The sequence below is a fragment of the Dietzia lutea genome (assembly GCF_003096075.1).
In the GTDB taxonomy this organism is placed as follows: domain Bacteria; phylum Actinomycetota; class Actinomycetes; order Mycobacteriales; family Mycobacteriaceae; genus Dietzia; species Dietzia lutea.
Map to the genome: position 1 here is coordinate 3,635,978 of NZ_CP015449.1, position 13,497 is coordinate 3,649,474.

Consider the following 13,497-nt stretch of genomic DNA (forward strand, 5'->3'; position numbering starts at 1 on the left):
GCGACTCGGTGACTCGGTGGCTCAGTAGGTGAACGGGAAGCTCTTCCAATACATGCGCATCCGCAGCCACACCCCGAACAGGCCCCGGGGCTCGAACAGCAGGAACGCAACGATCAGACCGCCGTACAGGATCGCCTCGACCTCGAAGATGTTCGGGCTCGTGTTGGGTGCCGTCGAGATGAACGGGAACAGGTGCGCGATCTCGGCCGAGATGCGGGGCAGGGAGGCGATCAGCAGGGCACCCATGATCGTTCCGGAGATGGTCGCGGCCCCACCGATGAACACGATGGCGACGAACTGGATCGACATGATCAGCCCGAACTGCTCCGGCCCGAAGTGTCGGTTCGCGACGAACAGCAACGACCCGCACACGCCCGCGTAGAACGACGAGACAGTGAACGCGATGAGCTTGTAGCGCGCCAGGTCGACGCCCATGACCCCCGCGGCGATGTCGCGGTCGCGGATCGCACCGAAGGCGCGCCCGATCCGTGACCGGGCGATGTTCCGGGCCGCGAGCGCCCCGATCAGCAGCAGGGCGAGGAAGAACCAGTACAGCTTCTGGTCCGAGGTGAACGCGCTGTCCAGGGTGAGGTCGTCGCCGAACAGGACGGGGCGGGGCGCCTCGCGGCCCACCCCCGGCCCTCCGGTGACACTCGCCCATTCGGTGAAGACGTAGGTGCCGAGGAAGACCAGGCCGAGCGTGACGACGGCGAGGTAGAGGCCTCTCAACCTCGTCGCCAACGGGGCGACGATCACCCCGCAGAGCGCTGCCATCGCGCCGGCGGCCAGGATCCACACGGGGATGACGGTGATTCCCAGCCCGAAGGCGCGCCCCTCGGGATCGCCGGCCACCACCGAGGCGGTGTACGCGCCGACCCCCACGAAGAAGGCGTGGCCGAGGGAGACCTGACCGGCGTATCCGGTGATGAGATTGAGCCCGATACCGCCGATGGCCAGGACCAGCCCGAGGCCGAGGATCCGCAAGACGTCGTCGCTCACGTTGAACGGCAACAGGACCGCGATCGCGATGAGCACCGCGGCGCCGACCGCCTTGGCGCGAGTGTTGAACAGCGCCTGCTCCTGCCGGTAGCTGGAGTACAGCTCCGGGCGGCCCCGCGGCCGACCGAAGAACCCGCCCCGACGACCGGTCCCCCTGTCCGGTGTCGGCGTATCCGACGGTTCCGAGGCTGAGACGAGATGGCTCATACCCGTTCCACCTCCTTGGTCCCGAACAGTCCGTGCGGCCGGACCAGCAGGACGGCCAGCATGATCACCCAGGGCATCAGCGGCCCGAGGTTCGTGGTGAGCTCCGGGAGTACGCCGCTGCCGTCGAACCACTGGTTGTGATAGGTCGACACGACCGCCTGGGCGACGCCGATCGTCAGCCCGCCGATGATCGCGCCGCCGAGGGAGTCGAATCCGCCGATGACGATGGCGGGCAACGCGATGAGCGCCACCAACCACAGGGTGTTGCCGATGGGACCGCCGGTCGCGGCGAAGACGCCCGCGACCGCTGCCAGTGCGCCCGCCATCGCCCACGACAGGGCGAAGATCGCGCTCGCGCTGACCCCCTGGGCCATCGCCGCCTCCTGATCGGACGCGACCGCCCGCATCGCCAGACCGACCGCCGAGTAGCGGAAGAACAGCAGGAGGGCGACGACGATGACGGTCGCCGTGACGAACGCGGCCACGTGCCGTTGCTGGACCACGACCCCCGAGATCACCCAGACGTCGGTGCCCCACGGATCGCCGACCGACCGCGGCTGGGTGCCCAGGAACATGCCCGCGACCGTGCGGATGACGATGTCCAGTCCCACCGTGATGATCGCGATGGTGAACACCGCCTTGCCGATCATCGGGCGGATCGCCACCCTTTCGACGAGTAAGGCGACGGCGCCGATGGCCATCACGCCCAGGACCGCGCCCACGTAGAACCCCATCAGCGGGGCGAGGAAGCTGACGATGATCGCGCCGGACATGAGGAACGCGGGCTGCGCGAAACTGATGACGCCGGTCGCCTTGAAGATCATGACGAAACCGATCGCGACCAGCGCGTAGATGGCCCCTGACCCCAGGCCGATGCTCAACGCGGACAGGAACTGGGTCATGTCGCCCTCGCATACAGGTCATCGACGAGGGGGGCGAACGCCTCGGTGACGGCCGCGCGCTTGACCTTCTGGGTGGCGGTGAGCTCGCCCTCGTCGTGGTCGAGTTCCTTGGGCAGCAGCGCGAACGCCTTGATCTGCTCCACGGCGTTGAACCTGGAGTTGGTGGCGTCGACCACCCCCTGCACCAACGCGCGGACCTCCGGCTTCTCCGTGAGGTCCCGGTACGTCGTGTAGGCGATCCGCCTGCGGGTGGCCCAGTCACCGACGGTCTCGAGCTCGATCCCGATGAGCGCGGTGAGGTACCTGCGTCCGTCGCCGATCACGATGGCCTCCTTGATATAGGGCGACACCTTGAGCGCGTTCTCGATCTCGGACGGCGAGACGTTCTTACCGCCGGCGGTGATGATGATGTCCTTCATCCGGTCGGTGATCTTGAGATAGGTGCCGTCGACCCATTCGCCCACGTCCCCGGTGTGCAGCCAGCCGTCGGCGTCGATGGTCTCGGCCGTCTTCTCCGGGTTCCGCCAGTACCCGGCGAACACCGCCGGGCTCCGGACGAGGATCTCCCCCGTGTTCTCGTCGATCCTCACCTCGGTGCCGTCGTGTGGCTCGCCCACGGTGCCGAGCCGGACCCGTCCCGGCTTGTTGGTGGTGGCGATGGCCGAGTTCTCGGTCATCCCGTAGATCTCGTGCATCGGGACGCCGATCCCCATGAAGAACTTGAGGACCTCCGGGGCGATCGGAGCCGCCCCGGACACCGCGTAGCGCGTGAACCGCAGGCCCGTGCGCACCCGCAGGGCCCGGTACATGCACAGCCAGCCCAGCACGTACCACGCCCGGCTGGAAGGCGTGTGCCGACCGCCGTTCGAGACCAGGACGTCCCCGATCCACTCGGCACGCGCCAGCCAGAACGCCGACCACCTCCGCTTGAGCCACGTGGCGTCCTCGAGGCGGATCTGCGCCGAGGCCAGGAGCTTCTCCCAGATGCGGGGCACGCCCATGACCAGCGTCGGCTGCACCTCCTGCAGGTTCTGGGGCACCGTGTCGATGGACTCGGCGAAGGTCACCTGGAGCCGGCTCGCGCAGCTCATCCACGTCGTGAAGAACCGCTCGGCGACGTGGGACAGCGGGAGGTAGGTGAGGACGTAGTCGGACGGCCCCGGAGGCGGGTCGGACGTCCCGCCGCGGGTCATGACGGTGTCGATCGCGAACTCCACGTTCGCGGTGGTCAGCATCGCGCCCTTGGGCGGGCCGGTCGACCCCGAGGTGTAGACCAGGGTGATGAGGTCCTCGGGCCGCGCCTGCTCCATCCGCCGCGCCACCGCCCCCTCGTCGGTGCGTCGGTGCTCCCGGCCCAGGGCCAGGAAGTCGTCCCAGAAGATCAGCCGCTCGTCCCGGTAGTGTCCGCGGATGCCGCGCGGCTCCAGGTAGACGATGTGCGCGAGGTCCGGACACTGGTCTGACACGGCGAGCGCCTTGTCCACCTGCTCCTGGTCCTCCGCCACGAGCAGCGTCACCTGGCTGTTCTCCAGCAGGTAGCCGACCTCGGCGCTCGGGTTGGTCGGGTAGATCCCCACCGAGACACCCCGGACGGCGACCGCCGCGATGTCACAGATCAGCCATTCGGGTCGGTTCTCGCTGTGGATTGCCACGCGATCCCGGGTCTCGATACCCAGCGCGATCATCGCGTGCGCGACGTCCTGGATCAGGTCCCAGTACCGCGCCCACGTCGTGGGCTCCCAGACGCCCCGCGACTTCCTCCGCAGCGCGACGTCGTGCGGATGGGCGGCGGCGTTGTCGCGGACCCTCGTGGCCAGCGTGGTGGTGCTCATGATCCGCCCCCGTCGGTCGCGGACGTGGTGGCCTGGCCACCCAGGTAGGCCTCCACCACGGCCGGGTGGTTCTGGACCTCCGCCGGGCTGCCGAGCGCGAGCGGGGCCCCGAAATCGATCGCGAGCACCCGGTCCGCGATGTCCATGACCAGGCTCATGTCGTGCTCCACCAGGATCATCGGGGTCCGGTACTCCTGCCGGATCGCGAGCAGGAACCGGGCCGTGTCCTCGGTCTCCTCGAGGTTCATCCCGGCGACGGGCTCGTCGAGGAGCAGGATCTCCGGCTCCATCGCCAGAGCCCGACCCAGTTCGATCCGCTTCTGGATGCCGTAGGGCAGCAGACCAACCGGGAGCTTGCGCCACGCCTGGAGCTCGAGCAGGTCGATGATCTCCTCGACCGCCGCGCGGTGGAGTTCCTCCTGACGCCGGGCCGGTCCCACCCAGACGATCGCGGCGAGGGTGCCGTACCGGAACTTCACGTGCCGTCCGAGCATGAGGTTGTCGACCAGCGTGAGGTTCGCGAAGAGCTCGACGTTCTGGAAGGTCCGGGCGACGCCCAGGCGGGCGATCCGGTGCGGACGCAGCCCGAGGAGCTGCCGCCCCCGCAGCGTCACCGACCCCTTCTGCGGCCGGTACACGCCGGACAGGACGTTGAAGATGCTCGTCTTGCCGGCGCCGTTGGGGCCGATGATCGCGAACAACTCGTCCTCGTTCACCGTGAAGTCGACGCCGTCGATCGCGGTGAGGTTCCCGAAGGACAGGCTCACGTCCGCGAACTCCAGCACCGGAGCCGGGCCGGGCGCGAGGCCGGGGCCGGACGCGGGGCCGGGGCCGGGGCCGGCGGTCACGACGCCCACCTCTTGCGCCGGCGGTACTGTTTGACGTCCCGGTAGGAGCCCGGGGTGTCGGACCGCGCGCCCAGGTAGAACTCGCGGATATCGTCGTCGTTGAGCAGCTCCGCCGCCGGCCGGTCCATGACCACGCGGCCCGTCTCCACCACGTAGCCGTGCCGGGCGATCGACAGCGCCATCGCCGCGTTCTGCTCGACCAGCAGGACGCCGGTCCCCTGCGCGTTGATCTCCACGATGATGTCGCGGATCTGCTCGACCATCTTGGGAGCCAGGCCCAGGCTCGGCTCGTCCAGCAGAAGGTAGCGGGGTTCGGACATCAGCGCCCGACCGATCGCGAGCATCTGCTGCTCGCCTCCCGACAGGTACCCGGCCACCCGGTGCCGTCGCTCTCGCAGGACCGGGAAGAGGTCGTACACGCGCCCGAGCCCCTCGCGGATGTGCCGGCGGCGGACGTGGGCGCCGATCCGCAGGTTCTCCTCGACTGAGAACTCCTTGAAGATCCGGCGGCCCTCGAGGACGTGCTTGATCCCGCGGCGGGCGATCGCCGGGGCGCTGAGGCTGCCCAGGTCGTCGCCGTCGAGCGTGACGGCGCCCTTGGTGATCTCCCCGTTGTGCACGTCGAGCAACCCGGACACCGCGCGCAGAAGAGTGGACTTACCTGCACCGTTGGCGCCGAGCAGCGCCACGATGTGGCCGTCCGGCACGTCGAAGCTCGCGCCTCGGATGACGAGCATCGCGTCACCGTAGACGACCTCGAGGTTCCGAACTGAGAGCATCGCGCCTCCTGTGTGATGTCCCTCACACTATGGGCGCGCCCTCAAATGGGGGAACTTTTAGCGATTTTGACCATCCGGCCGTCGGCCCCGTCCCCCGGCCGGTCCCGCACCCCCCGCACGTCGACCCACCCGCCCGCCGGCGCGGAGGCCGATCACCTCGTCGTCGTCACCCCCCGGACACGACAGACCCCGGGACCGGACAACGGTCCCGGGGTCTGTTCCCGGCGGGGCTCGCCCCTTCAGCAGAGGTCGATCCACCGCAGGGCGGGCGTCACGACAGGGCGTCCTCCGAGCGCGACTCCTCCGTGTACATCGAGGTCTTACTGGTTTCCGGCGCGAGGATCAGCGAGATGATCGTCAGCACGGACAGACCGACCAGGTAGTAGCCGACGTAGGCGACCGAGTAGTTCTGCACGAGCCACACCGCGACGAACGGGGTGAGCGCCGCGCCCAGGATCGCCGAAAAGTTGTACGCCACGCCCGACCCCGTGTAGCGGGTGTTGGTGGGGAACAGCTCCGGCAGCACCGCCGACATCGGGCCGAAGGTCAGGCCCATGAGCATCATGCCCACGCACAGGAAGAGCAGCATGCGGGTGACGTCGAGGTCGTCACCGGTGCCCATGGCCTCGGGCTCGAGCCACCAGCCGAAGCTCAGGCCGAAGACGATGATCGCGGCGGTGACGCCGATGAGCATGCGGCGGCGCCCCAGCACGTCGGCCAGCCAGCCGGCCACCGGGACGAACGCCGCGAACAGCAGGATCGCGATGACCTGGATGATGAGGAACGACTGGTAGCCGTAACCGAGCCCGCCGGTCTCCTCGCTACCGATCGCGAACGACAGGATCCACGTGGTCATGAGGTAGAACAGGCCGTAGGTGGCCAGCATGATGAACGTGCCGAGGATGATCTCCCACCAGTTGCGGCGGAACACCTCCGACACCGGGGTCTTGACGCGCTCGTTGTTGGCGACCGCGCGGGCGAAGACCGGCGTCTCCTCGATGCGCAGCCGCACGTACAGGCCCACGCCGACCATGACGATCGACAGCAGGAACGGCAGGCGCCAGCCCCACACGAGGAACGGGTCCGACAGCTCCGCGGCGGTGGAGTCGTAGGCGAACCACACGGTCAGCAAGAGGAAGATGCCGTTGGCCAGGATGAAGCCGAACGGTGCGCCGAGCTGGGGCCACATCGCGGCGAACCCGCGCTTACCCGGCTGCGCCGTCTCCGACGCCAGCAGCGCCGCGCCCGACCACTCCCCGCCGAGGCCGATGCCCTGGAAGAAGCGCAGGATCGTCAGCATCGCCGGGGCCCACAGGCCGATCTGGTGGATGGTCGGCAACAGTCCTATGAGGAACGTCGCGATACCCATCGTGAGCAGCGCGCCCACCAGGGTGACCTTGCGGCCGAGGCGGTCGCCGTAGTGCCCGAAGACGATGGACCCGAGCGGGCGGGCGATGAACGCCGTGCCGAACGTGGCCATCGACGCCAGCAGTGCCGTGCTGGCGTCGCCGCCGGCGAAGAACAGCAGCGGGAAGACCGACACCGCGGCGGTGGCGAAGATGTAGAAGTCGTAGAACTCGATCGTGGTGCCGATGAGCGAGGCGAGGATGATCCGGTGACGGGGCACCGGCTCGGCCGAGATCGTCTCGTCGACCGCGGTCGTGCTCGCATGGGGATCGGTGTTCCCGTCCGGCGTTGCCATGTTCCTCCTAGGTCCGGGTAGCGGGGGGTGGCTACCGACGACCGCGACAAGGCTAGGCGGCTTGGTGATCTGGGTCACCCCGCCCAGCGGTGGATGTGCACGTGGCACAGTGTGGATCGTCATTTTTCTCGCCCGCTGCGCACCGTGTCCAATTCCGGGCAGGCCGTCGGGTGTACGGGCGGGGGTGTGACGACGACGACCTGGCCACGGCTCACGGCCTCGGCTACACAGCTCACGCGCTCCGTTACGGGTTCACCGGCTCCGGTAGTGCAGGAACACCGTCCCGCCTCCGAAGACGCGCTGCTCGGCGAGCTCCAGATCCAGGCGTGCGTCCGGCGGCATCGCGCGCAGGCCCCCGCCGACCACCTTCGGGACGACGAAGAACAGGAAGTCGCTCACCATCCCCGCGCGGATCGCCTCCGCCGCGGTGGTCGGACCGAATATCTCCACCTCACCGTCGGCCTCGTCGACGATGCGGCGCAGGGTGCCCGGGTCGAGACGCGGCACCAGGCGGTCGGTGTCCGAGGCGAGGTCGGCGGCCGTCATGGTGGATGAGACGAGTGTCCGCGGGATCGCCTGCCAGCGCCGCGCGAACTCCTGTTCGTCGGGGCCCCACTCCTCGCCTTCAGGTGGGTTCTGCCAGTACTCCATCAGCGCGTAGGTGTGGCGCCCCAGCACCTCGTGGGCGACGGCCCCCATGCGGTCCACGTGGAACCGGAAGACCTCGGCGTCCGGCGCGGACCACTGGAAGTCCCCGTCCGCGTCCGCGACGTACCCGTCGAGCGAGACGGTCGCGGTGTAACTCAACGTGCCCATGGTCGGCCTTTCGCGGATGGCGCGGGGACGATGGGGGCAGCCTAACCCCGGATGCCGCTCTTACGCTGAGCGTTGTCCGGGGTTCTTCGCCGAGGACCCGAGGATCGCCTGCAGTAGACGGGCGCGGTCGTCGAAGTCGTCTCGGAGCGGCCCGTAGCGTCGGGACACCTCGCTCCCACGACCGGCGACGACCACCACGTCCCCCGGCCCGGCCACCGCCACGGCGAGGGCCAGAGCCTGTCCCCTGTCCGGCTCCTCCATCACCTCGACCCCCGCGGTCTCACGCGCGCGGACCACCGCGGCCTCGCGCGCGCCGGCGAGGACCTCGGCGCGGAGGGCGGCCGGGTCCTCGTCCTCGGGGCTCTCGTCGGTGACGATCACCAGGTCGGCGAAGGACGCCGCCGTCCGCCCGAGCGGGCGCCTCTTGGTGCGGTCGCGTCCGCCGGTCGCCCCGATCACCAGGATCAACCGCCCGGTGGCCATCGACCGCAGGTAGGGCAGCAGCGCGCGCTGGCCGGGCTCGTTGTGCATGTAGTCGACGAGCGCGGTGAACGACTGCCCGGCGTGCACCGGCTCGCAGCGCCCCGGGACCCGGGACAGTCGGGAGATGCCCTCGGCCGCCGCGAGTGGGTCGATGTCGTCGGCGAGGAGGCCGGTCAGCGCGACGAGAGCGTTGGGCACCTGGTGCGGCCCCAGGACCCGCAGGTGGATCGGCACGGCGCCGAGCGGCGTCCGGGCGGTGAAGCGCGAACCCGTGCCGTCGCACACGATGTCCTCGGCGTAGACGTCCGCCCCCACGTCGCGGACCGAGCACGTCCACGTGGGTGGTTCCGACTCTGCGGCGAGCCGGCGCCCGTGAGGGTCGTCGACGGAGACCACCGCCGTGTCAGCGCGCGCCGACGTGAACAGCGACGCCTTGACCCGGTAGTACTCCTCCATCGTGTGGTGGTAGTCGAGGTGGTCGTGGCCCAGGTTGGTGAACGCCACCGTGCGGAAGCGGACCCCGTCGATGCGGCCCTGGTCGATCGCGTGCGAGGAGACCTCCATCGCGCACGCGGTGGCGCCGCCGCGGAAGAACCGGCCGAGCGTGTGCTGGAGCATCGGCGCCTCGGGCGTCGTCCGGACAGGCCGCAGGTCGAGGCCTGCACCGCGGATCGCGACGCCCGAGATCAACCCGCTGCTCTCGCCCGCCGCGGCGAGGCCGGCCTCGAGGAAGTGGGCGGCGCTGGTCTTGCCGTTGGTTCCGGTGACGCCGAAGACCCGCATCGCGTGGGACGGGCAGCCGTGGAACCACGCGCTGAGCGGGCCGCTCACCGCGCGGGGGTCGCCGACGACGAGGGTCGGCAGCGCGGCCGACGGGCGGTCGCTGATCGCGACCACGGCGCCTGCCTCGGCGGCCTCGGCCTCGAAGTCGAGGCCGTGGTGGTGGCTGCCCGGCAGGGCGAGGTAGGCGTGTCCGGTGGAGACGCTCCGGGAGTCGTCGGTGATGTCGACGACGACGAGGTCGGCCGCCACCCGGGCTGCCGCCCCCGAACCGCCCACCACCGGAGTTCCGAGGAATCGGGAGAGGTCTGCGGCGGTGATCGGTGCCCGCTGGGGCACGTCAGGGCTGGCGCGGACGGATCGGGCGCGTCCCGCGGACTCTTCGGTTGATCGGGTCACCGCACCTCTTCCGCCCGAGCTCACTTCGTCGTCGTCGACCGCCACGGTCCCACCCCGGACCGTCGGCCGCGACCGCTGAGCCCACCGGACGACCGCCGAGCGCGCCGGGCGCGGAATCAGTCGGCCGGGGCTCGGTCGGTGTCCCGGTCGGCGGTCGCGCGGTCGGTCTCGCGCTCGGCGGACTGCTCCGCGCGAGCGAGGGCCTGCCGTCCGTACGCCCACCGGGCCGTGGAGTTCAGGTGCGAGCGATGGTCGCCCATGTGCAGCCCCCAGGACAGCAGGGTGATGACCCGGTTCCGGAAGCCGATGAGGAACGCCAGGTGCACGAGCAGCCACAGCACCCAGGCGATGAAGCCCTGCAGCTGGAACGGGCCGATCTTGGCCACCGCGCTGTAGCGGGACACGGTCGCCATGGAGCCCTTGTCGAAGTACTTGAACGGGCGACGCGCGGCCGGCGACCGCCCCGTCGCCACCTCGCGGGCGATCTGCTTGGCGACGTACTTGCCGCCCTGGATGGCGACGGGCGAGACGCCGGGCAGGTTGTCGAGGTTGATCATGTCGCCGATCACGAAGATCTCCGGCCGACCCGGCAGGGAGAGGTCCTTGTTCACCAGCACACGTCCCGCCCGGTCCACCTCGGCGCCGGTCTGCTCGGCGAGCATCCTGCCCAGCGGGCTCGCCTGGACGCCGGCCGACCAGATCTTGCAGGTGGCGTCGATGCGGCGCCGTGACCCGTCCGGGTCCTTGACCTCGATCCCGTAGTAGTCCACGTCGGTGACCATGGCGTTGAGCTGGATCTCCACCCCGATCTCCTCGAGACGCGCACGGGCGGCGTTGCCGAGCCTGTTGCCGAACGGCGGGAGCACCGCCGGGGCGGCGTCGACAAGGATGACGCGGGCCCGCGCCGGGTCGATCCGCCGGAAGCTGTGCTTGAGGGTCCGCCGCGCCAGCTCGGCGATCTGCCCCGCCATCTCCACCCCGGTCGGGCCGGCGCCGACGACGACGAAGGTGAGCAGCCGGCGCCGCTCCTCCTCGTCGTCCGTCACCTCGGCCTGCTCGAAGCAGCCCATGATGCGGCTCCGCAGTTCCAGCGCGTCGTCGATGGACTTCATGCCCGGCGCCCAGTGCTCGAAGTGATCGTTGCCGAAGTACGACTGGTTGGCCCCGGCGGCGACGATGAGGCTGTCGTACTCGAGCTCGAAGTCGACGTGCCCGGCCGTCGCGTGCACTGTCCTGGCGGTGACGTCGATCTGGTCCACCTCCCCCAGCGCGACGGTCACGTTCTTCTGGTCCCGCAGCACGAGCCGGGTCGAGGGCGCGATCTCGCCGACGGACAAGATGCCCGTCGCGACCTGGTACAGCAGCGGCTGGAAGAGGTGGTGGCCGGTCCGGGCGACGAGCGTGACGTCGACGTCGGCCTTCTCCAGCGCCCGGGCGGCGGCGAGCCCACCGAATCCCGACCCGATGATGACGACGCGATGGCGGTTCTCCGTCGACGGTCCACTGTTCATCGGCGAGTGCGAGTATCCGGTCATGGCGCCTCCTCGAACTGACTGTGCCGTTCCCGTGAGCCCGTCGCCGGGCCCCGTTGCGGCCGACCCTAGTCGTGTTCGTCGGGCGCGTCGTCCGGTTCCGGGTCGCCGTGCTCGTAGAGCTCCGCATCCATCAGGTACGACGAGCCACTCTCCCCGACCCAGAACCCGTTCGTGTACGTGCCGGCGACGGACGGGCACTCGTGCGCGATCGACGGGCGCAGTGAGCGCCGGCGTCGTGGATGCGAACACGGTCCGGTGGATACGGCATCTGCGCAGCTCCCGGCGGTGGGCGGGAGGACCATGCCGCGCCCCGGATGATATCCAGGAAAAATCAGTCCGCGAGCGGTCCGAAAAGGCCGAGAGTCACTGCTACTCTCGGCCGAGTGAGCGGGGATCACTCCCCGCCCACGCCACATGCCCGTCGAAAGGAGACACATCCATGGGTTCTGAAGCTCTCGGATCGCTCGGTTCGCTCGCCGCGGGGTCACTCGCGGCACCCATCCTCGGCTCGCTCGGCCTCGGCTCGCTTCTCGGTGGGCCCGGAAGCGGCTCCGGCAGCGCGACCGACTCGCTGACCGGCCTCCTGCCGACCGACCTGCTCGGCGGACTGTCCTAGCCTCGACTCCTCGGCGACCCGGGGGCTCCCGCCCCGGACATCTCGGTGTCCGGCGGGCGGAGCCCCCGGGTCGCTGCATGTGTGCGGCCGGCGAGCCACGCGCCCGCGCTCGCGCCGCGCTCGCCGCTCGAAGTTTTTCCTGATTTTCTCAGCGGTTCTTTCTAGGCTGATGCCGTGAACACCGAAGACGACGGCCGGCGCCGCTGGCGATCCACGGTGACCGCCACGCGCCTCGCTCCCGGCGCGGCCGCCGCCCTGATCCTCATCCCGCTTCTGATCTTCGGTGTCCTGGCCGTGGAAGTCGCCCGGCAGGGTTCCTTCGCGTTCGACCGGACCGTGATGCTGTGGGTCCACGGCGCGACGACGCCCTGGCTGACCGACGCGGCGACGTTCGTCTCGCTACTCGGCGGGAAGGGTGTGCCGGTCGCCGCCGCCCTCACCGCCCTCGTGCTGTGCGTCAGACGCCGATGGGTGGACGCCGGGTTCGTGCTGGCGGCCTACTTCGCCGCCTCGCGGATCAACGTGGCGCTCAAGGCCCTCTTCGAGAGAACGCGCCCTGATTTCTGGGAGCACCTCTCCGCGGAGAACACCTTCTCTTTCCCCAGCGGGCACGCGATGGGGTCGATGTCGATCGCGGCGCCACTCGTCGTTCTCGCCTGGGGCACCCGGTATCGCTGGCCGGCTCTCGTGGCGGCGGCGTTCTACGTGCTGGCGGTAGGAGCGTCCCGGGTCTATCTCGGGGTCCACTTTCCCAGCGACGTCATCGCGGGGTGGTGCATGACCGTGGCCGTGGTCGCGGTGTTCGTCGTGATCGTGCAGGTCGTCTCTCAGCGGATCCGCCGCCGCGCTCCGGCGCTGGCGCACTGAGGGGCCGACCGCTCTCAGCTCAGCGCCCGGGCTCACGCGTAGAGGCGGTGCAGGTCAGCGCCGGAGGTCAGCTCTGCAGGTCGGTCCGGGGCGCGGGTCCGCCGATCAGCTGGACGGCCTCGTCGAGGTGCGTGGATTCGACGAGCACATCGTAGGAGTCGGCTTCCATCGTCTGCACAGACGAGAAGTCGCGGCGTCCGCCCGTCGCGGCGTGGCCGATGGCTCCGAAGAGCGCGCCCCACAATGCGCCGAAGCCGAGGGACCAGACGAGGATCCACAGGAAGCTCGCCAGCGGGGCGAGGATGAGGAAGAGGATGGCGAGTAGAAGGCCGAACCACAGTCCCGCCAGCGCTCCTCGACCCGCGGCCTTACCCGTGGTCATCCGGCCGGTCACCTGCTCGATCGAGCGGAGGCCGCTGCCGACGATCCGAACCCGCTCGACGGGGAAACCGCGATCAGACAGTCGGTCGACGATCTCCTGCGCGACAGAGTAGTCCGGCGCGCTCTGCAGAACCCGGTAGTCGGTCAGGTTCGTTCCGTATGCGGTCTCCGGGTAGTCGTTGCGAACTGTCGTCAACGTGTCGTCCTCCTTCTCTGCGACGCCCTCTGCAGGCGCCGCCTCGGTGAAAGTTATTGATGCATACACAGTCGTACCGATGCGAGGAGAGGGTCCAGGCCCACGAACGGGGGCCCGGCGTCTCATCTTCCGTAGGCCGACTCGGAAACCCCCTG

The 13,497-nt window shown here is 69.6% G+C and carries 12 protein-coding genes; 2 read left to right on the forward strand and 10 right to left on the reverse strand.

Translation table 11 applies throughout. From position 1 onward, the window contains the following. Positions 1 to 21: 21 nt before the first annotated feature. From A6035_RS16735 to A6035_RS16775, 9 genes are all read right to left on the reverse strand, one after another. Positions 22 to 1,206, reverse strand: a complete 1,185-nt coding sequence (locus tag A6035_RS16735; protein ID WP_108848862.1) for a branched-chain amino acid ABC transporter permease — start codon at positions 1,204 to 1,206, stop codon at positions 22 to 24. Continuing rightward, positions 1,203 to 2,108: a branched-chain amino acid ABC transporter permease gene (locus tag A6035_RS16740; protein ID WP_108848863.1), complete on the reverse strand. Its 906-nt coding sequence runs from the start codon at positions 2,106 to 2,108 to the stop codon at positions 1,203 to 1,205. The genes A6035_RS16735 and A6035_RS16740 overlap by 4 nt, the downstream gene beginning before the upstream one ends. Continuing rightward, positions 2,105 to 3,940, reverse strand: coding sequence for an AMP-dependent synthetase/ligase (locus tag A6035_RS16745; protein ID WP_108848864.1), 1,836 nt, complete (start codon positions 3,938 to 3,940; stop codon positions 2,105 to 2,107). The genes A6035_RS16740 and A6035_RS16745 overlap by 4 nt, the downstream gene beginning before the upstream one ends. Next, entirely contained in the window at positions 3,937 to 4,788 is an 852-nt protein-coding gene (locus A6035_RS16750) for an ABC transporter ATP-binding protein (RefSeq protein WP_235026595.1), read from the reverse strand. Before A6035_RS16750 ends, A6035_RS16745 begins: the two co-directional genes overlap by 4 nt. Beyond that, on the reverse strand, positions 4,785 to 5,567 hold the full coding sequence (locus A6035_RS16755; RefSeq protein ID WP_108848865.1) for an ABC transporter ATP-binding protein: 783 nt from the start codon (positions 5,565 to 5,567) through the stop codon (positions 4,785 to 4,787). The genes A6035_RS16750 and A6035_RS16755 overlap by 4 nt, the downstream gene beginning before the upstream one ends. A gap of 271 nt (positions 5,568 to 5,838) precedes the next feature. After that, positions 5,839 to 7,269 (reverse strand): MFS transporter, encoded by a 1,431-nt coding sequence (locus A6035_RS16760; RefSeq protein ID WP_108848866.1) that lies wholly within the window; start codon positions 7,267 to 7,269, stop codon positions 5,839 to 5,841. A gap of 252 nt (positions 7,270 to 7,521) precedes the next feature. Then, positions 7,522 to 8,085: a dihydrofolate reductase family protein gene (locus tag A6035_RS16765; RefSeq protein WP_108848867.1), complete on the reverse strand. Its 564-nt coding sequence runs from the start codon at positions 8,083 to 8,085 to the stop codon at positions 7,522 to 7,524. A gap of 60 nt (positions 8,086 to 8,145) precedes the next feature. Beyond that, positions 8,146 to 9,747, reverse strand: coding sequence for a Mur ligase family protein (locus tag A6035_RS16770; RefSeq protein ID WP_327511812.1), 1,602 nt, complete (start codon positions 9,745 to 9,747; stop codon positions 8,146 to 8,148). A 116-nt stretch (positions 9,748 to 9,863) separates the two neighbouring features. Continuing rightward, positions 9,864 to 11,282 (reverse strand): NAD(P)/FAD-dependent oxidoreductase, encoded by a 1,419-nt coding sequence (locus A6035_RS16775; protein ID WP_108848869.1) that lies wholly within the window; start codon positions 11,280 to 11,282, stop codon positions 9,864 to 9,866. 439 nt (positions 11,283 to 11,721) lie between these two features. Here A6035_RS16775 and A6035_RS18465 point away from each other — a divergent pair, with 439 nt between their 5' ends. Both A6035_RS18465 and A6035_RS16785 read left to right on the forward strand, forming a co-directional pair. Further along, entirely contained in the window at positions 11,722 to 11,898 is a 177-nt protein-coding gene (locus A6035_RS18465; protein WP_167400748.1) for a hypothetical protein, read from the forward strand. A gap of 174 nt (positions 11,899 to 12,072) precedes the next feature. Next, positions 12,073 to 12,765 carry a phosphatase PAP2 family protein gene (locus tag A6035_RS16785; RefSeq protein ID WP_108848871.1) on the forward strand — a complete coding sequence of 231 codons (693 nt, stop codon included), beginning with the start codon at positions 12,073 to 12,075 and terminating at the stop codon, positions 12,763 to 12,765. 67 nt (positions 12,766 to 12,832) lie between these two features. On the opposite strand, the gene A6035_RS16790 is transcribed toward A6035_RS16785, so the two are convergent. After that, the gene (locus A6035_RS16790; protein WP_235026594.1) at positions 12,833 to 13,342 is read right to left on the reverse strand and encodes a YflT domain-containing protein; all 510 of its coding nucleotides are present in this window, start codon (positions 13,340 to 13,342) and stop codon (positions 12,833 to 12,835) included. Positions 13,343 to 13,497 lie beyond the last annotated feature (155 nt).

What these genes read in the sequence shown, in the direction of transcription:
- A6035_RS16765 (WP_108848867.1), bottom strand. Translation starts at nt 8,085, where the DNA reads ATGGGCACGTTGAGTTACACCGCGACCGTCTCGCTCGACGGGTACGTC.
- A6035_RS16735 (WP_108848862.1), bottom strand. Translation starts at nt 1,206, where the DNA reads ATGAGCCATCTCGTCTCAGCCTCGGAACCGTCGGATACGCCGACACCG.
- A6035_RS16740 (WP_108848863.1), bottom strand. Translation starts at nt 2,108, where the DNA reads ATGACCCAGTTCCTGTCCGCGTTGAGCATCGGCCTGGGGTCAGGGGCC.
- A6035_RS16745 (WP_108848864.1), bottom strand. Translation starts at nt 3,940, where the DNA reads ATGAGCACCACCACGCTGGCCACGAGGGTCCGCGACAACGCCGCCGCC.
- A6035_RS18465 (WP_167400748.1), top strand. Translation starts at nt 11,722, where the DNA reads ATGGGTTCTGAAGCTCTCGGATCGCTCGGTTCGCTCGCCGCGGGGTCA.
- A6035_RS16760 (WP_108848866.1), bottom strand. Translation starts at nt 7,269, where the DNA reads ATGGCAACGCCGGACGGGAACACCGATCCCCATGCGAGCACGACCGCG.
- A6035_RS16755 (WP_108848865.1), bottom strand. Translation starts at nt 5,567, where the DNA reads ATGCTCTCAGTTCGGAACCTCGAGGTCGTCTACGGTGACGCGATGCTC.
- A6035_RS16775 (WP_108848869.1), bottom strand. Translation starts at nt 11,282, where the DNA reads ATGACCGGATACTCGCACTCGCCGATGAACAGTGGACCGTCGACGGAG.